This is a genomic window from Agromyces terreus (assembly GCF_009749465.1).
GTDB classification, from domain to species: Bacteria; Actinomycetota; Actinomycetes; order Actinomycetales; family Microbacteriaceae; genus Agromyces; species Agromyces terreus.
Map to the genome: position 1 here is coordinate 1 of NZ_WBIS01000001.1, position 21,225 is coordinate 21,225.

Annotated in this window: 17 protein-coding genes; 15 read left to right on the forward strand and 2 right to left on the reverse strand. The window is 67.1% G+C overall.

What is annotated here, in order from left to right:
- The first annotated feature begins 531 nt into the window (after positions 1–531).
- From GQQ92_RS00010 to GQQ92_RS00030, 5 genes are all read left to right on the forward strand, one after another.
- Positions 532–2,388, forward strand: coding sequence for an ABC-F family ATP-binding cassette domain-containing protein (locus GQQ92_RS00010; RefSeq protein ID WP_232057411.1), 1,857 nt, complete (start codon positions 532–534; stop codon positions 2,386–2,388).
- Between the two features lie 104 nt (positions 2,389–2,492).
- Entirely contained in the window at positions 2,493–3,548 is a 1,056-nt protein-coding gene (locus GQQ92_RS00015; protein WP_156998088.1) for an Rv2578c family radical SAM protein, read from the forward strand.
- 268 nt (positions 3,549–3,816) lie between these two features.
- Positions 3,817–5,316: a sensor histidine kinase gene (locus tag GQQ92_RS00020; RefSeq protein ID WP_156997206.1), complete on the forward strand. Its 1,500-nt coding sequence runs from the start codon at positions 3,817–3,819 to the stop codon at positions 5,314–5,316.
- The gene (locus tag GQQ92_RS00025; RefSeq protein ID WP_156997207.1) at positions 5,313–6,476 is read left to right on the forward strand and encodes a hypothetical protein; all 1,164 of its coding nucleotides are present in this window, start codon (positions 5,313–5,315) and stop codon (positions 6,474–6,476) included. The genes GQQ92_RS00020 and GQQ92_RS00025 overlap by 4 nt, the downstream gene beginning before the upstream one ends.
- A 51-nt stretch (positions 6,477–6,527) precedes the next feature.
- Positions 6,528–7,142, forward strand: a complete 615-nt coding sequence (locus tag GQQ92_RS00030) for a thymidine kinase (RefSeq protein WP_156997208.1) — start codon at positions 6,528–6,530, stop codon at positions 7,140–7,142.
- Between the two features lie 105 nt (positions 7,143–7,247).
- Here the strand turns inward: GQQ92_RS00030 and GQQ92_RS00035 are convergent, their stop codons facing one another.
- On the reverse strand, positions 7,248–7,964 hold the full coding sequence (locus GQQ92_RS00035; RefSeq protein WP_197738005.1) for a CPBP family intramembrane glutamic endopeptidase: 717 nt from the start codon (positions 7,962–7,964) through the stop codon (positions 7,248–7,250).
- A 124-nt stretch (positions 7,965–8,088) separates the two neighbouring features.
- On the opposite strand from GQQ92_RS00035, the gene GQQ92_RS00040 reads away from it, so the two are divergent.
- The 7 genes from GQQ92_RS00040 to GQQ92_RS00070 all read left to right on the forward strand — a co-directional run bounded on the left by GQQ92_RS00040 (position 8,089) and on the right by GQQ92_RS00070 (position 16,150).
- Complete coding sequence (locus GQQ92_RS00040; RefSeq protein WP_156997210.1) at positions 8,089–9,588, forward strand: polysaccharide biosynthesis tyrosine autokinase; 1,500 nt, start codon at positions 8,089–8,091, stop codon at positions 9,586–9,588.
- Entirely contained in the window at positions 9,585–10,208 is a 624-nt protein-coding gene (locus GQQ92_RS00045) for an arsenate reductase/protein-tyrosine-phosphatase family protein (protein ID WP_197738006.1), read from the forward strand. Before GQQ92_RS00040 ends, GQQ92_RS00045 begins: the two co-directional genes overlap by 4 nt.
- Positions 10,198–11,130, forward strand: coding sequence for a hypothetical protein (locus GQQ92_RS00050; protein ID WP_156997211.1), 933 nt, complete (start codon positions 10,198–10,200; stop codon positions 11,128–11,130). The genes GQQ92_RS00045 and GQQ92_RS00050 overlap by 11 nt, the downstream gene beginning before the upstream one ends.
- Entirely contained in the window at positions 11,124–12,596 is a 1,473-nt protein-coding gene (locus GQQ92_RS00055) for a sugar transferase (RefSeq protein ID WP_156997212.1), read from the forward strand. Before GQQ92_RS00050 ends, GQQ92_RS00055 begins: the two co-directional genes overlap by 7 nt.
- A 524-nt stretch (positions 12,597–13,120) precedes the next feature.
- Entirely contained in the window at positions 13,121–13,702 is a 582-nt protein-coding gene (locus GQQ92_RS16440; RefSeq protein ID WP_197738007.1) for a glycosyltransferase, read from the forward strand.
- 259 nt (positions 13,703–13,961) lie between these two features.
- Positions 13,962–14,819, forward strand: a complete 858-nt coding sequence (locus GQQ92_RS00065) for a glycosyltransferase family 4 protein (RefSeq protein WP_197738008.1) — start codon at positions 13,962–13,964, stop codon at positions 14,817–14,819.
- Complete coding sequence (locus GQQ92_RS00070) at positions 14,801–16,150, forward strand: O-antigen ligase family protein (protein ID WP_156997215.1); 1,350 nt, start codon at positions 14,801–14,803, stop codon at positions 16,148–16,150. Before GQQ92_RS00065 ends, GQQ92_RS00070 begins: the two co-directional genes overlap by 19 nt.
- Here the strand turns inward: GQQ92_RS00070 and GQQ92_RS00075 are convergent.
- The gene (locus tag GQQ92_RS00075) at positions 16,143–16,865 is read right to left on the reverse strand and encodes a glycosyltransferase family protein (protein ID WP_156997216.1); all 723 of its coding nucleotides are present in this window, start codon (positions 16,863–16,865) and stop codon (positions 16,143–16,145) included. The two genes, GQQ92_RS00070 and GQQ92_RS00075, sit on opposite strands and share 8 nt — an antisense overlap.
- Before the next feature lie 730 nt (positions 16,866–17,595).
- On the opposite strand from GQQ92_RS00075, the gene GQQ92_RS00080 reads away from it, so the two are divergent.
- From GQQ92_RS00080 to GQQ92_RS00090, 3 genes are read left to right on the forward strand one after another with little or no spacing between them, the layout of a single operon-like run.
- Positions 17,596–18,639 carry a polysaccharide pyruvyl transferase family protein gene (locus GQQ92_RS00080; RefSeq protein WP_156997217.1) on the forward strand — a complete coding sequence of 348 codons (1,044 nt, stop codon included), beginning with the start codon at positions 17,596–17,598 and terminating at the stop codon, positions 18,637–18,639.
- A complete protein-coding gene (locus GQQ92_RS00085) occupies positions 18,639–19,511 on the forward strand; it encodes a glycosyltransferase family 2 protein (protein WP_156997218.1) in 873 nt (290 codons plus the stop codon). Before GQQ92_RS00080 ends, GQQ92_RS00085 begins: the two co-directional genes overlap by 1 nt.
- A complete protein-coding gene (locus GQQ92_RS00090; RefSeq protein ID WP_156997219.1) occupies positions 19,508–21,001 on the forward strand; it encodes a lipopolysaccharide biosynthesis protein in 1,494 nt (497 codons plus the stop codon). The genes GQQ92_RS00085 and GQQ92_RS00090 overlap by 4 nt, the downstream gene beginning before the upstream one ends.
- The last annotated feature ends 224 nt before the right edge of the window (positions 21,002–21,225 follow it).

Below are 21,225 nucleotides of genomic sequence, written 5' to 3' on the forward strand. Positions count from 1 at the left end.
CCCGACCCGCCCGCGCGCGCGGCGACGCACGACACGCGCGCCAGGTCACATGACGGTGGAATCCCGTTCGAGCGCGGGAATCCCGCAACTCCGGGACTCGTACGCGACAACGGGATTCCCGCGCGCGCGGCGACGCCCGACCCGCCCGCGCGCGGGGACGCCCGACCCGCCCGCGCGCGGCAACGCCCGACACGCGCGCGCGACGACGCACGACACGCCCGCGCGTGACGACGTACGACACGCCCGGGGTGCATTCTCGTGCGCGCTCTGCTATCGTCGACCCCGCTATGAAGTGAGTACACCCCATCGTCCCGCGCCTGAGGCGCCGTAGACCACGGGTGTGCACCTTCCACTGATCGCGACGGTGATCGCGTGCACCCATCTCGGCAATGCCCGGCGGGGCCCCACTCCGCTCCCGGGTCGTCGGCGCCGCTGTGCGCACGCGGCGGTTCCGGTGGTGCATCGCTCGACCCGCCGCCCCTGCCTCGGCGCGCGTCGACGGCCCGGGGGCTTTCGTGAAAGGGCGTCCGCATGGCTGTGCACGTCTCGAACTCCACCTACCTCCGCGCCGACGGACTGTCGGCCGCGTACCCCGAACGCCGCGTGTTCAGCGACCTCGGATTCACCGTCTCGCCGGGCGAACGGCTCGGCCTCATCGGCGAGAACGGCGTGGGCAAGTCCACGCTGCTGCGACTGCTCGCCACGCCGGCGCACGCAGCGCCGTACGCATCGCCGCACGCGGCGCCGCACGCCGCCGGGCGCCCAGCGCCGCACGCCGCCGGGGACTCGCCCGCACACCCCGTGGCGACCGACTCCGCCGCCCTCGTGCAGGGCCGCATCAGCCGCCCGCCGCGCACGGGGCTGCTCGCGCAGGAGCTCCCGTTCGCGCCCGACGAGCTGATCGGCGCGGTGCTCGAGGACGCGCTCGGCGAGGTGCGCGCGATCGAGCGCGAACTCGACGACGCGGCGACGGCGCTCGCCGACCCGGCGGCGACCGGCGACGAGGGCCGTGCTGCGGCATCCGCCGCCCGGTACGCCGCTGCGCTGGATGCGGCCGAACGCGCCGACGTCTGGAGCGCCGGTTCGCGCCGCGACGAGCTGCTCGCGGGCCTCGGTGTCGCGGGCCTCGGGCGTGACCGCCGCATCGACGAGATGTCGGGCGGGCAGCGCAGCCGGTTCGCGCTGGTCGCGCTGCTGCTGCGCGCGCCCGACGCCCTGCTCCTCGACGAGCCGACGAACCACCTCGACGATGACGCGGCGGCCTTCCTCGAGGCCCGGTTGCGGGCCTGGCGGGGGCCGGTGCTGTTCGCGAGCCACGACCGCGAGTTCCTGGATCGCGTGGCGACGGGCCTGCTCGACCTCGACCCGGGGCGGCAGGGGGCGCTCGCCGTGGCCGGGGAGCGCGGCGGCGGCTCCCGAGACGATGCGCTCGCGGCATCCGGCGGCACGGTGTTCGGTGCCGGGTTCAGCGAGTTCCTCGCAGTGAAGGCCGAGGAGCGGGCGCGGTGGCAGCGCCGTTACGAGGCCGAGCAGCAGGAGCTCGCCAAGCTGCGGGCGGATGTCTCGGGCGGCGGCGCTGCCCGCTCGGTGGCGCACGGCCGCGCGGCGACCGACAACGACAAGTTCATCCGGCACTTCAAGGGCGAGAGCGTGGATCGCACGGTCGCGCGGCGGCTGCGCAACACCGAGCAGCGGCTCGCGACGCTCGAGCGCGAGCAGGTGCCGCGGCCGCCGAAGCCGCTCGTGTTCGCCGGCATCCCGTCGGGCTCGCAGGCGTTCGACGAGGAGTCGGGGCTGCTGCTCGACGCGGCCGGCGTCGCGGTCGCGGGGCGGCTCGACCTCGGGTCGCTGCGGGTGGCGCCGCTCACGCGGCTGCTCGTGACGGGCGCGAACGGGGCGGGCAAGTCGACGCTGCTGAATGTGCTCGCCGGGTCGCAGCGGGTCGACGGCGGTTCGGTGCTGCGCCGCAAGGGGCTGCGGGTGCAGCTGCTCGAGCAGGACGTGCGCTTCGCCGATGCGGATGCCTCGCCGCGCCGCATCTACGAGCGCGTCGTCGGTGCGCGGCGGGCGGATCAGGTGCCGCTCTCGGGGCTGGGGCTGATCGCCCCGCGCGACGCCGATCGCCCGGTCGGCGCCCTCTCGGTCGGGCAGCAGCGCCGGCTCGCGCTGGCGCTCGTGATCGCGCGGCCGCCGCACGTGTTCCTGCTCGACGAGCCGACGAACCACCTCTCGCTCGCGCTCGCCACCGACCTGGAGGACGCGCTCGGCACGTATCCGGGCGCCGTGGTGATCGCCAGCCACGACCGGTGGTTGCGGCGGCGTTGGGCGGGGGAGACGCTCGAGCTCGCCGCCGGGCGTGCCGTGGGCGGGGTGCGCAGCGCGGCCTGACGGGGCGGAGGGCGAGGGCGCGTGCCGAGCGCTGCATCAGGCGATCGAGCGGATGCCGCGGCGAGCCGTTTGCCGATCGTTCGAACATGTGTTCGAATGGAGGCATGCGGTGGAGCGGGCAGCAACTCGGGGTCGATCAGGCCGGCACGCTGCCCGGGCTCGCCCGGTTGAACAACCTGGTGCGCTCGGTGCAGACGCCCGACTTCGCGGGCGTCACCTTCCACGAGGTGCTCGCGAAGTCGGCGCTGAACCGGGTTCCGGGCGCGTCGTCGATGCCCTTCACCTGGACGGTGAACCCCTACCGGGGCTGCAGCCATGCTTGTATTTATTGCTTCGCCCGGCCGACGCACACGTACCTCGACCTCGACGCGGGCGACGACTTCGACCGGCAGATCATCGTGAAGGTCAACGTGGCCGAGGTGCTCGGCGGCGAGCTGGCGAAGCGGTCGTGGCGGCACGAGCCGGTCGCGCTCGGCACGAACACCGACCCGTACCAGCGGGCCGAGGGGCGCTACCGCCTGATGCCGGGCATCATCGACGCGTTCGCGTCGAGCGGCACGCCGTTCAGCATCCTCACGAAGGGCACGCTGCTTCGTCGTGACCTGCCGCAGATCGCGGATGCCGCGGGGCGGGTGCCCGTCGACCTGGCCATGTCGATCGCGGTGTACGACGACGAGCTGCAGCAGGCGATCGAGCCGGGCACGCCCACGACGAAGGCGCGGCTCGCGACCGTGTCGGCGGTGCGTGAGGCGGGGCTCGACTGCACCGTGTTCCTGATGCCGATCCTGCCGTACCTCACCGACACGAGAGCGCACCTCGACGAAGCGCTGCGGCAGATCAAGGCGGCGGGCGCCACGAGCGTCGTGTACTCGGCGCTGCACCTTCGCCCCGGCGTCAAGACCTGGTTCATGCAGTGGCTCGCGCGCGAGCACCCCGAGCTCGAGCAGCGGTACCGCCAGATGTACTACGGGCAGAACAGCTACGCGCCCAAGGAGTACCGCACGTGGCTCGCCGCCCGGGTCTCGCCGCTGCTGCGCGCGCACGGACTCGAGCGCGGCCGAGAGGACCCGACCACCGGGGGCGTGCGCTCGGCGGCGACGCAGCTCGGGCGCCGCGCCCCCGAGGCGGCCTTCCCCGCAGATCCGGCCGCCCTGTTCTGACGGGCGCCGTGAGCACGGCGCGACCTGGCGCACCCGGCGCGCCCGGCACACCCGGCGCGCCCGGCACACCCGGCGCACCCGGCGCACCCGCGCCGTGAGCACGGCGCGACCCGCCCCGCCCGCCGCACCCGATCCGCGCCCCGGATCTCGGCCGACGCGCACATGCCGGTTCATGTCAACCGTTTGCGCCCCCGGGGGCCGAAGCTGACATAATCCGGTGCATACCGGTTCAGTACCCGCTCGCACCGGTGCAGAACCCGGAGGACGCATGACGCTTGGGCTCCCCGGCGACCTGTCGCGAGACTCCGTGGGCCGCGCGATCATCCACGCCGGACACGTCGGCGCGTGGGTGTACCTCGGCATGGGGGCGCTCGCGTTCATCGCGGGCGCGGTGACGGGCTTCGCTCCGCTCTGGGTCGCGACGGCGCTGGCCGTGGCGATGGCGGCGCTTCTCGTGCTCGTGTCGCTGCACCGCACCGTGGTGACGAGCCTCATCTACCTCGTGTTGGGCGGCGCCGCGGCGCTCGGCATGGTCGTGCTCGCGATGGATCCGGCCTACGGGCTCGTCACCACGAACAATGCGATCGTGGCGATCCCGTGCGTCGCGCTCGTGCTCGTCGGCGGTGCGGGTGCCGGTTCGGTCGCGGCGATCGCCTGGGTGCTCGTGGGGGTCGGGGTGGGCCTCGTGGCGACCTTCACCGGGGCGTGGATCGCCGAGGTGCCGTTCGCGGCCAACGTGGCCGCGCTCGGCATGGCCGCGTTCCTGATCGTGGTGCGCGCGTTCGACAGCGTCACTCGCCGGTCGAGCCTGCGCAGGCACGCAGCGCTGAATCGTGCCAACGTGCGCGCCCACGAGGCGGTCGCCCGCCGCGACCACGAACTCGAGGCGATCACGAGCCTGCACGGCATCGCGATGGCGCACCTGCAGGCGATCGCGGCGGCGGGCTCGGGGCCCATGGACGAACGTCGGCGCGCCGAGATCCGCCAAGACCTGGAGCTCGTGATCGGGCGCGACTGGGTCGACGCGCACGGCACCGCCGCGGGCGCCGTGCGCGTCGACCCCGTCGCGACCGATCCGGCCGACGACGCGATGCGCGCCGGCACCGACGCCCGCGCGGCACGGGCCGTGCGGGCCGCCCGCGACGCCCGGGCCAAGACAGAGGGCCGCGACCTCCGCGACGCGAATGAAGGAACAGACGGGAGCGAGGCGGATGCCGCCGCCGCCGGCGACCCCCGCGACGAGAGCGAGGCGAGCGAGGCAAGCGAGGCGAGTGACGTCCACGCGCCGAACGACCGCCACGACCCCCGCGCCGCCCGAGCCGCGCTCGCCGAGCGCGACGCCGCCGCGGCCCGCCGCGCCGCCCTCGACGCCCCGCCCGACGTTCCGACGCTCGACCACGCCTTCACGACGGCGGCCGACGAGGGGCTCGACGTGCAGATGACGGGCGACCTCGCCGTGCTCGGCGTGCTCGGTCCCGAGCGCGCGGGCGATCTCGACGACGCCGTCGCGGAGTGCCTGCGCAACGTGGTGCGGCACTCGGGCGTGCGCGAGGCCGAGTTGCTCCTCGGGCACGGCGGCGGCGAGGTCACCGTCGCCGTCATGGACACGGGCGTCGGGTTCGATCCCGATGCGGTGGCGGCCGACCGTCGAGGCATCCGCGTGGGCGTTCGGGAGCGCGTCGCCCGGCACGGCGGCTCCGCGCGAGTGTGGTCGGCCATCGGTGTCGGCACGACCGTCGTGCTGACGGTTCCGGAGGGCGGCTCATGAGCACCCGACGGCTGACGCAGCAGGACATCGACCCGATCGCGGGCCTGACGTCGGCGACGCTGACCCCGCTCGCCGCGGTGGTCGCGACCGGGGTCGCCATCGCGCTGACCCTGGCGCACTGGTCGGAGGTCCACTCCGAGATCGCGGCCGCCTCGGCGGTCGCGGCGATCGCGCTCGTCGTGGCCGCGGGCATCGCGGCGACGCTCGCGACGCGGCCGTCGCGCTCACCGGTGACGCCCGAGCGGTTCTGGGTCGTCGTCGCGCTCGGGGTCGGCGCCGCCGTCGCCGAGTACTTCAGCACGATCGGCCACGACGAGTTCCTCTACGACGACTTCGGGCCCGTCGTGATCGGCATCCTGGTGATCTCGTTCGCGCCGTACTGCAACTGGCCGTCGCTGCTCACCGCGGGTGTGCTGTCGTCGGCCGTGCTGGCGGTGCTCGCCGTCGGCGCCGCGAACCCGACGTGGGAGAACGTGCCGTTGGGGTCGATGATCTTCGTCTTCGTGGCGCCGACCCTCATGTCGACCTGCGCCGCAGCCGGGTACTCGTGGGCGATCGTGCGCGTGACGCTGGAGTGGCAGCGCAAGGCCAACCAGGTCGTGCTGGCCCGCGACGCCGAGCTGCGGGCGGGGCTCGCGCGATCGCTCGACCACGGTCGCGTGGCGGTGCTGCGCCGGGAGGTGATCCCGTTCCTCGCGGGCATGCTGACCGTCGAGCGGGTTTCGGTGGCCGACGCCGATCGCGCCCGGCTGCTCGCCGAGTCGCTGCGGGCGGCCCTCCACAGCGAGCAGGCGTCGACGTGGCTCGGCGACCTCGCGGCCGAGCTCGAACGCCGCTGCGGTGTGGAGGTGGTCGTCGTCGATCCGGCATCGGCGGCGTCGAGCCTGCACGAGGGGCAGCGTGCGGCGCTCACCTCCCTCATGACCTGGCTCGCCGACGGCCGGGCGAGCGCGGTGCGCGTCGCGGTGAGCGTGGAGCCCGCGGCATCCGATCACGGTCGCATCGTGCGGTTCGAGGTGGGCGGCCCCCTCGGCGAGGAGCCGCCGCACCGCCGTGAGGTCGAGCGGTTCGGTTCGGTCGCGCGGGCGGTGGGGCTGGTCGCCGATGTGGGTGTCACACGAGAGAATGTCAGGGTGGAATTGCGTCATGAGAGCCGTTGAGCCCCGACCCGCGGCACGCCCGGGCATGAGCCGCGAACTCCCCGCCGTCTGATGGCGAAGCTGTACTTCCGCTACGGCGCGATGAACTCCGGCAAGTCGACGGCCCTCCTGCAGGCGGCGTTCAACTACGAAGAGCGCGGGCACAGCGTGCTGCTCGCCAAGCCCGCGGTCGACACCAAGGGCGACCGCGACATCGTCTCGCGCCTCGGCGTGGTGCGCGAGGTCGACTTCGTCATCGCCCCCGACGACGGCGTGCGCGAGGTCTTCGAACGGCATCGGGCGCTCGCGGCGGCCGAGTCAGGTCGCGACACGAGTTGCCTCCTCGTCGACGAGGCGCAGTTCCTCACATCCGAGCAGGCCGACGACCTGCTGCGCATCGCGCTCATCGAGGGCATCCCGGTGCTGGCGTACGGCATCCGCACCGACTTCCAGACGGTCGCGTTCCCGGGCAGCCGTCGCCTGCTCGAGATCGCGCACAGCCTCGAAGAGCTGAAGACCATCTGCCGGTGCGGGCGCAAGGCGATCTTCAACGGCCGCACGATCGACGGCCGGTTCGTGTTCGACGGCGACCAGGTCGCGATCGACGGCGAGGCCGTCACCTACGAGTCGCTCTGCGGCGTCTGCTACCTCGAAGAATCGGGCGGCGTGCTCAACGGCCGTCACTGACGCGCGGCGGCGCGGGCGAGCGGATGCCTCGAGCGGATGCCTCGGGCGAATGGCTCGAGCGGATGCCTCGGGCGAATGGCTCGAGCGGATGCCTCGATAGCGCCGTCACCCGGCGACGAGCGCCGCGATGAGCGTGCCGTTGAACACGACGTGCGCGATGACCGCTCCGCCGAGTCGCCCGGTGGCCGCGGCGAGGGCGCCGGCGGCGAGGCCGAGCACGAGCGCGCCGGCGAAGGTGATCCACGCCGCGGCCGTCGAGACCGCGCCGCCGACGACGAGGTGGGCGAGGGCGAACACGAGCGCGCTCACGATCACGGCGACGGATGCCGCGACCGGGCGTGAACCGCCCGCGCGACGGGTCGTGCGGGCGACGGCCCTCAGCACGAGCCCGCGGTAGAAGAGCTCCTCGATGAGGGGGCCGAGCACGACGGGGGCGAGGAGCACCCCGAACCAGAACGCGAAGCCGGTGGGCAGGCCGAGCACGCCGCCCTCGAGCGAGGTTCGCCCGGTCGCGGCGAGCTCGATGAGGGTGACGGCGCCGCGGGCGAGCAGCCCGATGCCGGCGCCCCAGAGCAGGTCGAGCCAGGTGAAGCGCAGCCCGAAGTCGCGCCAGCGCGAGCGGCGCCCGCGCGCGGCATCCGCGATGGCGAGCACGAGCAGGAGCGGCACCCAGACGGCGAGGTAGGCGCCGAGCACCTGCGCCCATTCGTCGATGATCACGGTACGCGTCAGCCACGCCCAGCCGAGCGAGCAGAGCGTCGCGAGGAGGATGCCGATCGCGGCATCCGTCACTCCCCAGCGCTGCCCGGCGGCGTCGAACACGCCGAATGGGGGAGTGTCGGTTGTTGACAGGCCCCCACTGCGCGGGGCATGTTGAGAGGGTGCCACGGGGCCTAGCGTATCCGTGTCACGATTCAGCACGCTGTGGGGACGGGGACTGAACAACGTGGAGCTACGCGATTACATCCGCATCCTGCGGCAGAGCTGGGTGTTGATCGTGTTGCTCACGCTCCTCGGCGTCGCCGCCGGAGCCGCCTATTCGATCGCCCAGACGCCGATGTACAGCTCGTCGGCGAAGGTGTTCGTGTCGACGTCGAACGGCGGCACGATCGGCGAGATGGCGCAGGGCAGCGCCTACACGCAGAACCGGGTGAAGACGTACGCCGATCTGGCGACGACGCCCATCGTGCTGCTGCCGACGATCGCCGAGCTGCAGCTCGACATGACGAGCGACGAGCTCGCGCGCGAGGTGGTGGCGACGACGCTGCCCGACACGTCGCTCATCGAGATCACCGTGACCGACGAGGATCCGGCGCTCGCGGCGCAGATCGCGACGGGCGTGTCCGAGAGCCTCACGGCGGTGGTGTCCTCGATCGAGACGACGGGCGCGACCGACGAAGACGGCAATCCGGTCGAGGCATCCCCGGTGCGGTTGACGCTCGTGCAGCACGCGGCGGTGCCGCAGAAGCCGGTGAGCCCGAACGTGCCGTTGAACATCGCGCTGGGCGGTCTCATCGGCCTCGCGCTCGGCATCGGGGCGGCGGTGCTCCGCGAGACGCTCGACACGCGCATCCGCAACGAGCGCGACATCGAACTGCTCACCGAGACCCCGGTCATCGGCGGCATCGTCTTCGATCCGAAGGCGAAGGACCGACCGCTCATCGTGCACGCCGACCCGCATTCGCCGCGGGCGGAGTCGTTCCGCGCGCTGCGCACGAACCTCCAGTTCCTCGATGCGGCCCGGCCCGAGCGGTCGTTCGTGGTGACCTCGTCGATCGAGTCCGAGGGCAAGTCGACGACGGCGGCGAACCTGGCGATCGCGTTGGCGGATGCCGGTGCGCGCGTGCTGCTCGTCGACGCCGACCTGCGTCGGCCGAAGGTGGCGTCGTACCTCGGCATCGAGGGCGCGGTGGGGCTCACCGACCTGCTCATCGGGCGTGCCGACCTGCAGGACGTGATCCAGCCGTGGGGCCGAGGGCAGCTGTACGTGCTGCCGGCCGGCCGGGTTCCCCCGAACCCGAGCGAGCTGCTGGGGTCGGCGGCGATGGCCGAGACCATCGCGGAGCTGAACCGGGCGTTCGACGTCGTGCTCTTCGACGCGCCGCCGCTGCTTCCGGTCACGGATGCCGCGGTGCTCTCGCGCGCGGCGGGCGGCGCGATCCTCGTGGTCGCCGTAGGGCGCGTGCACAAGGGCCAGGTTAAAGGGGCGTTCTCGGTGCTCGAGAACGTGGATGCGAAGGTCTCGGGCATCGTGCTGACGATGCTGCCGACGAAGGGGCCCGACGCGTACGGCTACGGCAAGTACGGCTACGGGTACGGCTACGGGTACGGCTACGCGCCGACGAAGGAGCCCGAGCCGAAGTCGCCGGCGAAGCCCCCGGCCGGCCGTGCGCCGAACGAGGATCCGACGCAGAAGCCCGCGACCGAGCCGGTGGGCGGCGCGTGAACGTGCTCGTCGTGTGCACCGGCAACATCTGCAGGTCCCCGATGGCCGAGCGGATGCTCGTCGAGCGGTTGCACGCGGCCGGCATCGACGACGTGCACGTGTCGAGCGCGGGAACGCAGGCGCTCGCGGGGCATCCGATGACCCCTGAGGCCGCGGCGCAGGCGGCCCGGTACGGCGCAGACCCCGCCGGGCACGTCGCACGTCAGCTGACCGAGCCGATGGTGCAGGGCGCCGACCTGGTGCTCACGGCGACGCGCGCGCATCGCGCGGAGGTCGCCGAGCTGGTGCCGCGCGCCGCCCGTCGCGCGTACACGCTGCGCGAGTTCGCGCGGGTGCTCGCCTTCCTCGCCGACGAAGGCACGCTCGCCGACGAGGGCACGCTCGCCGACGCCGCCCCGGACCGTTCCGATTCCCCGTTGCAGCGGGCGACGGATGCCGCAGCACGCTCCCGTGGGTTCGCCCCACCGCCGTCCGACCCGACCGACGACGACATCCTCGACCCGTACCGCGCTCCCGACGCGGTCTACGACGAAGCCGGCCGACTCATCGATCAGACGATCGACCGTCTCGTGTCGGCGCTCGCCGCGCCCTCGGTTGCGGGTGGTCGTGGTGGCTCGTAGCGAGACGGTCCACGCACGCCACGCCATCGCCCCCTGGGCGGTGGCCGCGATCGTCGTGTTCGTGCTCGTCGATGCGGCGCTCGTCTGGTGGGCGCTCGCGTCGGTGCGTTCCGATGAGGGATCGCCGCAGGGCGAGGTGCTGCCCACGCTTCCGCCGGTGTCGACGACGCCGCCCGTGAGCGCCGCCCCGACCGAGACGCCCGCGTTGAGCCCGGCGTCCGCGGCCCTGGCGCGACCGACGGTCGTGCTCGCCGCGTTGGACGCGAGCCTCGCGTACCGCGGCGTCGCGGGCGCGTGCCCGGCGACGGCCGCGGCCCTCGAGGTGACGACCGACGGCGGAGCGAGCTGGACCGCGGCGTTCACGGCGGGGCTCACCGACCTGCAGTCGCTCGAGCCGAGCGACGCCGACATCGTCACCATGGTCGCCCGCGCGCCGGGCTCGTGCGCCATCGCCCGCTACCGCAGCTTCGTGCAGGGCGCAGACTGGGAGGCGACCGACCAGCTCGAGCCGACCTGGTACCTCGACGGCGGGCAGGTCGTCGGCCCCGGCGGTGCATCGACGCCCTGCGGCGGGGCGCCCGTGCAGGTCGCGGCCGCGTCGGCGACGGCCGCCGCGGTGCTCTGCGGGTCGGGCGCGGTGGTCGCGACGAGCGACGCGGGCGCAGCCTGGGCCGACGCGGGCGCGCCCGCGGGTGCGGTGGCGATCGCGTCGGCGCCGACCGGAACGCTCGTGGCGGTCGCGGGCGACGGATGCCGCGGCATCCGCATCTCGGTTCTCGCGACGGATGCCGCACCCGGCGCCTGCCTCGAAGCCGACCTCGCACCCGGCACGACCGTGATCGACGCGGCATCCGACGGCACCGTGTGGGCGTGGGCCGGGGGAGTGCTCGCGCGCTCGACCGACGGGGGCGCCACATGGTGATGGGGCGGTTCTACGCCGCGGCCACGATGTCGACGACCGCGTGGTCGGCGAAGCTCGCGGCGCGGGTGCGCGTCACCGACCTGCTCGTGCTGCTGTGGGTGGTGTTCGGCACCCAGATCGCCTGGGTCGGCCTCGACACGTCGGCGCGCGGTTTCAGCGGTTCGCGCGGCGACATCGCGATCAGCTACACCGTCGTGTCGCTCGTCATCGTCGCGTCGTGGATGCTCGCGCTGGAGCTCTTCGACACCCGCTCGCCGCGCGTACTCGGCCTCGGCTCGCAGGAGTACCGCGCCGTCGCCGACTCGGCCGTGCGCCTCTTCGGACTCGTCGCAATCGTCGCGTTCCTCTTCAAGATCGACGTCGGCCGCGGCTACATCCTCATCGCGTTCCCGCTCGGGGTGCTCGTGCTCATCTTCTCGCGGTGGATGTGGCGGCAGTGGCTCGGCGTCATGCGCCAGCGCGGCGAGTACTCCTCGCGGGTGCTGCTCGTCGGCTCCGAGGCATCCGTCACCGTCATCGCGCGCGAGCTCGAGCGCATGCCGCAGGCCGGATACCGCGTGGCCGGCGCCTGCCTGCCCGGGCACGGCGAGCCGTACCTGCCCGGAACGCACATTCCCGTGGAGTACGGCATGCAGCACGCGCTCGCCGTGATGCGCGACTTCGGCGCCGACACCGTGATCATCACGAGCTCCGACGAGCTCGGGCCCGAGCGCGTGCGCGAGCTCAGCTGGGGCCTCATCCCGGGGGCCGAGCACCTCGTGGTCGCGCCGAGCCTCATCGACATCGGCGGTCCCCGCATCCACACCCGACCCGTGGCCGGGCTGCCGCTCATGCACGTGGAGACGCCGAAGTTCGAGGGCCGCAAGCTCGTCGCCAAGCGCGTCTTCGACCTGATCGTCGGGTTCGGGCTCGTCGTGGTGCTGTCGCCGCTGTTCGTCGTGCTGGCCGTGCTCGTGAAGGCATCGTCGCCGGGCCCGGTGTTCTACCGTCAGGAGCGCGTGGGCCTCAAGGGCAAGCCTTTCACGATGCTCAAGTTCCGATCGATGAGCGACGGCGCCGACGCACAGCTCGCCGGCCTGCTCGCCGCCAACGGCACCGACACGGCACCGCTGTTCAAGGTGCAGGACGACCCGCGCGTCACCCGGATCGGCAGGGTGCTGCGCAAATACTCGCTCGACGAACTGCCGCAGTTGTTCAACGTGCTGCACGGCACCATGAGTCTCGTCGGCCCTCGGCCCCAACGCCGGGCGGAGGTCGCGCTCTACGAGGGTGCCGCCGGCCGGCGACTCTTCGTGCAACCGGGTATGACCGGCCTCTGGCAGGTGAGCGGACGCTCGACGCTGTCATGGGAGCAGAGCGTGCGGCTCGATCTCTACTACGTGGAGAACTGGTCCGTGACCGGCGACTTCGTTCTCCTCTGGCGCACGTTCCGGGCTGTTCTCGCGCCTGGCGAGGAGGCCAAGTGAGCGGTCTGATAGTCCACGAGTGGATCGAGGAGACAGGGGGGTCAGAGAACGTTCTAGAACGCTTCATCACCTCATTTCCCGAAGCAGACGTGTTGTGTCTCTGGAACAACACCTCAGAACGATTCCGGGGCATTCCGATACGAGAGACGTGGCTCGCGCGCACGCCCTTTCGGCGTTCGAAGGCACTCGCGCTTCCTGCGGCCGCCGTCGCGTGGCGCACCAGGCGTGAAGACGCCGAATGGGTTTTAGTGAGCTCGCATGCGTTCGCTCATCATGTGAGATTGAGGGTGAGGGATCCGCGGGTACCGAAATTGGTGTACTCCCACACGCCTGCACGCTATCTCTGGGAACCAGATCTTGACACACGTGGGCGATCACCGTTGCTTCGAGCAGTCGCGGGTCCATTTCGGGGAATTGATGCACGACGCGCGAAGGAAGCCACAAGCATCAGCGCCAACAGCCAGTTTGTAGCCGAGCGGATCCGACGAGTCTGGGGGAGACAAGCCCACGTAATCTATCCTCCAGTGTCAGTACGAGCCATCCAAGATCGCGAGACCTGGAAGGGGCGACTGAGCGAGCAAGAGGAGGATGTTCTTGCGGAATTGCCCAGTGCATTTATACTCGGGGCTTCTCGATTTGTTCGATACAAGAAGCTAGAAGAGGCAATTCGCGTTGGCGAGGCTGCGCGGATGCCCGTAGTTATCGCCGGCGCTGGGCCCGATGGACAATACCTCCGCCAGGCGGCTGCGAGTGGTTCGGTGAAGGTGCGATTCATTGACGCACCGTCTGACGCGATGCTTTATGCGTTGTATGAGCACGCAGACGTTTTTGTATTTGCGGCCGTAGAAGATTTCGGCATCATGCCTGTCGAAGCCATGGCGGCCGGAACGCCGGTCATCGTCAACTCAATTGGAGGTGCACGCGAGCCGGTCGAAAGAATCGGTGGTGGTGCTGTACTTCGAGGCAGTACTGACAATGACATCCGGCGAGCGTTGAAGGAAGCCTTGAGTGCTGACCGGGATTCGATGCGGGTGGGCGCACAAGCATTTGACGCGGAGGAGTTCGATTCCAGCATCTTGCGGTGGAAGGAAGAATCCATTGCTTGACGACAGGGTTGAAAATCTCCGCGTCGTATTCGTTGATCACACGGGGCAGCCCGGTGGGGGGCAGCTTGGCCTCGAACGCTACCTCAGTGCACCCAGTGGCCATTCTCGTCGAGCGGTATTTCTCGAATCTGGCCCCGTGAGCGCCCGCCTATCGAGCAAGACCGAACACGTCGAGACATTGGGGGGCCCAACGGGAAAGTGGATGAGTATTCTTCGGGCGCCGAGGCTACTCGCGTCGCTCCGGCATACGCCGCACGACGTGGTGGTCGCGAACAGTATGAAGGCCGCGACGGCACTGGCATTCCTGCCGCGAGGTAAGGCGGTCCATATTCTCTATCTTCGGGATGATCTCAACCGAGACCGACTCTCGACGATCCGCTGGTGGTTCTTGGCCCAGGTGGTTGCGCGCCGATTCGATGCGTTCCTCGCCAACTCAACATGGACTGCGTCAACCATTCCTGGGTCGCTGCGATCGCGGCCCGTTCGAGTTGCCTACCCCGTGAGCGGAACGCATCGCCGAAGAAGAGTCATGGGAGCTCGTCCAAATGAGCTTGCGATCCTTTCGCTTAGCAGGATTGCCGAATGGAAGGGTACAGATGTGCTGATCAGCGCTCTGCGTATTCTTGAAGCTCGAGGTGTGACGTTCAGCGCCACAGTTGCGGGTGGATCGCTCTTCCAAAGCAAGCGTTTCGAACTGGAGACACACCGCATGGCTTCAACTCTTCGCTCAGACGTGCGGTTCGCGGGACACGTCGCAGACGTAGAGGCTCTACTCGGCTCGCACAATACTCTGGTGAGCTGCAGCGTCACGCCGGAACCATTCGGGCAAGTAGTTATTCAAGGAATGAGTGCTGGTCTCGCAGTAGTCGCAACCAACTTAGGCGGACCTGTCGAGATCATTGAGAACGGATCGAACGGAATTCTAGTTGAGCCGAATGATGCGGTCTCTCTGGCGGACGCGCTCCAAGAACTGAGCGAAGCCATCGACACGCGAGATCGACTTGCTGAGGAGGGCCGCAAGCGTGCCGACTCATTCGCCGACGAGCGTACCGTTCCAGCTTTAGACGAAGCTATCCGCGTACTCCATGACCATGTGAGGTGCGGCAGGAAGTGCTGACGCCCCCCAGAACTTCACCGGTCGATTTGCAGCCGCGACAGTCGCTGTTGAGGCGAGTCGCCGCTGGCTTCATCTTTGCCGCGCTCGCGGTGAATGTCGTCATTCCCAAGGCCGGAGTGAAGATCGGGGAACTGCCGGTGACCGCCGGAACGATTCTCTGTGGTTTGGCTCTCGTGGTTGGACTACTCGCGTTCCTCGCTGGGCGACGAGTTATCTTCACGCCAGTATCGAGTCTTGTCATGGTGCTTGGTGCGTATATGGGTACCCGAAGCCTCATCGACTGGATGTTGGGAGAGGTGCGCGTCGAATATGTCTGGGGGCTCGTGGTAGGCCCGATGCTCTTCATACTGGTTTCGAGCACGCTGACAACGAGTCGTGATATAGAAACCGCGGCGCGCATCTTGGTGATCGGGTTTGTGTTCGTGGTCGCCTACGGAGCGTTGCAGTATGTGTTTGGTGTAAATGCTGTGGCAATTCCAGGCGTAACAGTGAATCTCACAGATTTTCAAAGCGGTAGCGACTGGTATCTGCAGAAGCACAACCGAGTGGGCTCCGGATCAAAGCTCTTCTCGACCTATCAAAACGGAAACGTCCTAGGCGCGAATCTACTTCTTGTGTTTCCTGTCGTATACGAAGTGATCCGACAACGATGGCGACTGGCGGCTCTTGTCGCATTCGTCAGCGTGGCGATGCTCACACTCTCTCGGAGCGCGTGGTTCGGGGTGGCCGTCTATATTTCAGTTCGATTCGTCTTTACAAAGTCTGCCAGCGCTGGTGCCGCCGCGGCACGGATTTTCGCTGGCATGGCCTTGCTCATCGCTGGAGCCGTGCTAGTAGGGGCGTTCCCGCAGGTAACCGACAGGTTCTTTGGGTCTGACGCAGGCTCGATCGCTAGTTTGTCTGGGCGGACTCCTCGGTTGGCTCAACTGGTTGACAGCACCATCCAAAACCCGCTCGCCGTCATCTTCGGCCCTCACGAGATCGCTCAGTTTGAGGGCGGCGCCTACGAAATCACATATGGTGCGGTCTACATCGCAGGTGGGTTGATTTCCCTGAGTCTGTTGGTCGCAATACTCATCCGATCAGCGAGGCAACTCCTGAAGTCCACCAGCCAGGTCGCTATCGGTGTGGGCTATGCTGTCGCGGTCTATGCAGTTGCCTCGGTCATTGAAGGTGCATTCTGGCTACCGCCTACACCGTCCTTGTTTTGGATGATTCTAGGGTTGGGCTTCGCCGCAAACGCCCAACTACAGGGCAGCTTGGCCGTGGGAGATCGAACATTGAGTGCGCAGCGACAGGGACCCCTGTCTTCCCAGCGCTACCTCAATTGACGCCACTCGCAAGGCAGTCACGATAGATCGTTGCGAACTGTTCGCCGAGGAGAGTCCAGCTGCGCAACTGAAGATCGGGAACGGAATCGCTCAAGGAGTCGCGGATCGAACGCAGGGCGCTGAGTATGTCTTCCGACTGCAACGATTGGTTGTAGAGATGCACCCAATTCGACCCGACCTCGGCTCTGAGCCGGCGTGACATCGACGTCGCTGGCAACAAGATTGGTCGGGAAAGAGTCAGGGCGAGCATTGCGGCACCCGAGTTATAGAGGTGTTCATACGGCAGCACAACCAATTCGGCGCTGCAAATAGACCTCGCAAGATCCTCGTCAGACAACCGCCTTGCATCGAGATCGAACCACGACTCGATACGTGAGAGCTTTCTCAACGATCGTGTCAGTTCTGGGTCGTCGGGCGGCCCCGCGATTGTGAGACGAAGGGGGTACTCGCTTCTGGCCGTCCGAACAACCGAGACCAGACGCTCAAGCCCTTTGTAGCGTCGGATATGACCAAAGCAGATCACGAGTCCCTCATCGACAGTGACGGCAGGACCGCTGCCGTAGATCGGCTCGTAATCGCCATGCGGAACGACATAGACCGGGCGGTCATAGAGGTTCGTTTCAACGGGATCCATGGTGATCCACGCCGTTGTCATTTCATCGAACTGATGCGTCAGCCAACGGCTTAGCTTCGAGCCGGTCTCGTGCGGCTCCACATTGTGCAAAGTTCGCACTACTGGTTCGCGTGTCAAGCGGAGCCGTGCCACGAGGGCCGATGAGAGTATCCCCTTGATCACACTCTTGAGCGGTGAAGCCTGACTTCTCACGAGATGCTCGGGCCAGTGGAGGTGAAGAATGTCGTATCGTCCAAAGAGGGCTCGGGACCACGAAAACTCAATAGGCCGGATTCCGCTGGGCAACGACTCTGCGAGGAGTCGTACATAAGGGTTCGTTCCGCGGCGCCACACGACGGATTGAAGCACCCGTATTTGTTTCTGGTTGGGCCGTCTTAGCGTTCTTTCAGGTTCCATAGGGCTTCAGTATGTGGTCGCATGGCGCGGCGACACGGGATTTTCGTCTTCCTCTTCGCTACATTCGATGGAGCGACAGGTTCGCGCAGATTTCAGTTCAGTTTCATGGGGGATGAAATGAGAGCTCAGGTTCGGTCAGCGGGGTCAACCTCAACGCCCAGTAGCCAATCAGCATGATGGAACGTCCTGGCGGATGCGGACGGATTCCTCGTCGGCCAACCCTGGTTTCGGCTGACCTGACACGACGAGCGGGTACGGGACGCTGGTGAGGCCCACCAGCAGTTGCCTTCGTCGGCTCGGGGGATGAGAGACAGTTGAATCGCTCTCAGCGTCCAAGAGCTTGTGAACGCACCAACCGTTGGGTCGGCGTCGACATGTTGTTCGTTGGCTCGCTACTGGCAGGAGACACAACTTGTTGAGCTCCACTGACTCGCGCTACTTGGCTGAACTGCGTCGACAAACCATGCGGACCCTGAGAGGGGTCATCGGACCTACTACAGACGTTGCCATCCTCGACGCGCCGAACCAGCGAAATGTCGGCGATTCAATGATCTGGGCAGGCGAGCTTGCGTACATCCGGAAGCTTGGCATGCGCGTCCGTTACGTTGCCGACTCTCGAGGGTTTAATGCGCGCGACCTCCGCGCTGCAATGCCCGAGGGGGTGGTTCTGCTGCATGGTGGCGGAAACTTTGGGGACCTTTGGCCGACCCATCAGTTGCATCGAGAGCGCGTAGTAAGCGAGCTTCGGGAGTACCGCATCGTTCTGCTGCCTCAGTCTGTATATTTTCGTTCTCGTGAGGCGGCCTCGCGGGCAAATTTGGCTCTAGGCGCACACCCCAACTTCACTGCATTGCTCCGAGATCGGGAATCGATCGCGAGAGCGCAGATTGATATCCCGTCTGTTTCGGTTGACTTTTGCTTCGATATGGCGCTCGGCTTTGAGCCCAGGACCCCAACCCACCCGAGCACGGGTCGCGTTGTAGTTGTTGCTCGGCGGGACCATGAAGGTATCTCAGGTCTCGCGGAGATACCCGGCGACTGGCTTGGGGAGGCTGATTTGGTAAGGACAGATTGGGGCCCGATTGCCGGAATCGCGGGTCTTCGTTGGAAAGTTGACCGCGCGCTCGTGAAGATCGATACAAAGCTGGTCGGCTGGCGTCGAGGAAGGTTGCGACTCCGAGCTATTCACCGAATATCCGAGAGGGCGATCCACGATATCAACGCGTTAAACATCGCGAACGCACTACGACTCTACGAAGGCTCCGATTTCGTGATCGTCGACCGCCTACATGCCCATGTGCTCGCCGGCCTTCTCGGGATAGATCACATCGCGCTCGACAATAGCTACCGCAAGGTTGGTTCCGTCTACGACGAATACTCTGGGCGCCTGACGACGGCGCGATACGCGACGGACATCAATTCAGCGCGACAGATGGCGAATGAATTGATGGCGCGCTGATGCTCGCCTTTGTAACATCGCTGCGGCACCCGCAGAACTCCGCAAACTACGCGCGAGTAGAGGTGCTATTGCGCGAGACGCTCGTGTCGGTCACATCTCAAACCAACTCCGACTTTGTCGTGATCGTCGTAGGAAACAAGCGGCCATCGTTCGAGTTACCTGATGGCGTGCACTTCGTGGAGGTCGCATTTCCTCCGCCAGCACCAGCGAACGGGCCGCGCACCGCGCGTGCACCGTTCGTCTGGGACAAGGGCACAAAGATTGGTATTGGACTTATCAAGGCTCGTGACTTCTCGCCTGACCACGTAATGATCTTCGATGCTGATGATTTCGTGCATGCAGAACTCGCGGAGTTCGTGGCTGCCCGTCGACTCCATACCGGATGGGTCATTGACCAAGGATGGATCTACTCGCGGCGTCGCAACGCATATCGCGCTCAGGGCGTTTTCAATCGCACGTGCGGTACGTCATTCATCTTGCCATTCGATGCTTATGGGGTCCCGAATCAGCTCCGCACTACAGCAGATCAACGGGAAGTCGCGGACGCGTTCGGCGATCGCCTCGAAAGCATCCTCGGGGCTCATCGAAACGCCCTCGAGTGGTTCGCCGCGCACGGTCGTGTGCTTGAACCGTTCCCCATGAGGGCAGCTGTCTACCATGTTGACACCGGGGAGAACCACTCTGGTAAAGCGATGAAGGGGCTGGCCCGCCCCCTAAATCGAAGGTTCAGTAGCGACTTCGGTATTAGATCGCACCTGGGGCCTTTGCGAACGCTTTGGCGGTCGCTCGGCCCTCTGCCGGTGGTCCAGACCGGGGTGATCGTCGTTCGGCGAATCGCCAGACGGTTTATTCGCAAGCGCAGATCGATATGAACGACATCGACGATCTTGGTAGCAAGGCGGCACGATCGATCGGCTGGATACTTGCTGAGCGATGGTCGTCGCGGTTGATCACACTCGCCGTGTTTGCGATTCTTGCGCGGCTATTGGAGCCGGGCGAGTTTGGTCTGATTTCTTTGGCGACTGCGGTTCTCGCCGTTCTTCAGGTGTTCGTGGACTCCGGATTCAGCAAGGCACTAGTTCAACGGCGCGAGCTCGCCGCTAAGGACGCGTCGACGGCATTCTGGACTTCGCTCGTCGTGGCCACCCTTCTATACGCGGGCCTAGCACTAGCGGCTGGACCGATAGCCACCGCACTTGGCGAACCCCAGCTTGCACCCGTGCTGCGGGTGATGGGCCTTGTGCTTCCAATTAGTGCCTTGTCGGCGACCCCGGCAGCGCTACTCGAACGAGAGTTCCAGTTCAAGTCTCTATCGATAAGACAATCGCTTGGTACGGTTGCGGGCGCGACGGTGGCGATCCCCGTTGCACTGCTGGGGGGAGGTGTTTGGGCTCTCGCGTTGCAAGCGCTACTGGCAGCTATCGCTGGAGTTGTGGTGCTGTGGACCGCATCGCCTTGGCGGCCGCGACTTGAGTACTCTACGGATTCGCTGAGCGCGTTATGGAAAATTGGGTCGAGTATCGTCGGCATCGAGTTGCTCGATGCGGTTCAGGCAAATATTGACAAGATCCTGATTGGCGTGTTCTTCACACCGACGGAATTGGGGTACTACTATCTCGCCCAACGGATCGGTTCGATTCTCATCGAATTGGTAACGTCGGTCATTGCCCGAATATCTCTCACAACTTTCTCGCGCGTACAAGACGACCTCCCGCGCCTGAATCGGATCTTTCGACAGCTCACGTTTGCCGCTGCAGCTGTGAGCTTTCCGCTCTTTGCATTTGTTGCGGTCTTGGGCCCTCAAATAGTTCCGTTGGTCTTCGGCCCCGGCTGGGAGGCATCGGTGCCCCTAATGTGGATTCTCGCCCCGGGATGGGCGTTCGGCGCGATTATGTATTTTGATCGGCCTGTGCTGCTCGCGACGGGCCACGCCCGCACCGCCCTAGGGCTAGCCGTCCTGCAAGCCGTGATCGGCATAGTTGCGGTATTCGTCTTGGTCCCGTTTGGCGTCGTCGGCGTTGCGGTGTCTAGGTTGTCGCGCATCCTCACATGGCCGATTCGGCTGGTACTGCTTCACCGATACATCGGTCTGCAAATCTGGCGCTATCTAGGGCAGATTGGGCGCTGCATTCTCGCGATCGCGCCATCTATCGTACTGATCTGTCTTCTGCAGGCGAGCTCATGGGCAAGCGGAGCGGCGGCGGCATGGGTTTTCGCGTTGCCTGTTGCGCTCCTCGGCGGTATATCGTACGGAGCGCTGCTCTGGCTCATTGCCGGCGCCGAGAATCGCAAAGTACTCCGGCGAGCAGCCGCGCCGACGGTTGCGTTCTTGTCCAGGATGTCTAGACGGAGGGAGCATTGAGCCGGGCTGTCGCTCTCCGTTCCCGGTCGCAACGAATCACGAGCGCCCACAAAGCGAAGGAGATAGCACATGAGCAGCGTTCCTCCGTCGGGCGCTTGATGGAGGGGGACTCGACCAGTTCTTCGCGAGCGCTGGCGGATGCACCTGAATCGAGACGTCCTAGGAGCGCGAGTTGACCGTCGAATTGTACAACTGGCGACCGAGGTCGCCCTTGGTGCCGATCC

What these genes read in the sequence shown, in the direction of transcription:
- GQQ92_RS00010 (WP_232057411.1), top strand. Translation starts at nt 532, where the DNA reads ATGGCTGTGCACGTCTCGAACTCCACCTACCTCCGCGCCGACGGACTG.
- GQQ92_RS00015 (WP_156998088.1), top strand. Translation starts at nt 2,493, where the DNA reads ATGCGGTGGAGCGGGCAGCAACTCGGGGTCGATCAGGCCGGCACGCTG.
- GQQ92_RS00020 (WP_156997206.1), top strand. Translation starts at nt 3,817, where the DNA reads ATGACGCTTGGGCTCCCCGGCGACCTGTCGCGAGACTCCGTGGGCCGC.
- GQQ92_RS00025 (WP_156997207.1), top strand. Translation starts at nt 5,313, where the DNA reads ATGAGCACCCGACGGCTGACGCAGCAGGACATCGACCCGATCGCGGGC.
- GQQ92_RS00030 (WP_156997208.1), top strand. Translation starts at nt 6,528, where the DNA reads ATGGCGAAGCTGTACTTCCGCTACGGCGCGATGAACTCCGGCAAGTCG.
- GQQ92_RS00055 (WP_156997212.1), top strand. Translation starts at nt 11,124, where the DNA reads ATGGTGATGGGGCGGTTCTACGCCGCGGCCACGATGTCGACGACCGCG.
- GQQ92_RS00085 (WP_156997218.1), top strand. Translation starts at nt 18,639, where the DNA reads ATGCTCGCCTTTGTAACATCGCTGCGGCACCCGCAGAACTCCGCAAAC.
- GQQ92_RS00090 (WP_156997219.1), top strand. Translation starts at nt 19,508, where the DNA reads ATGAACGACATCGACGATCTTGGTAGCAAGGCGGCACGATCGATCGGC.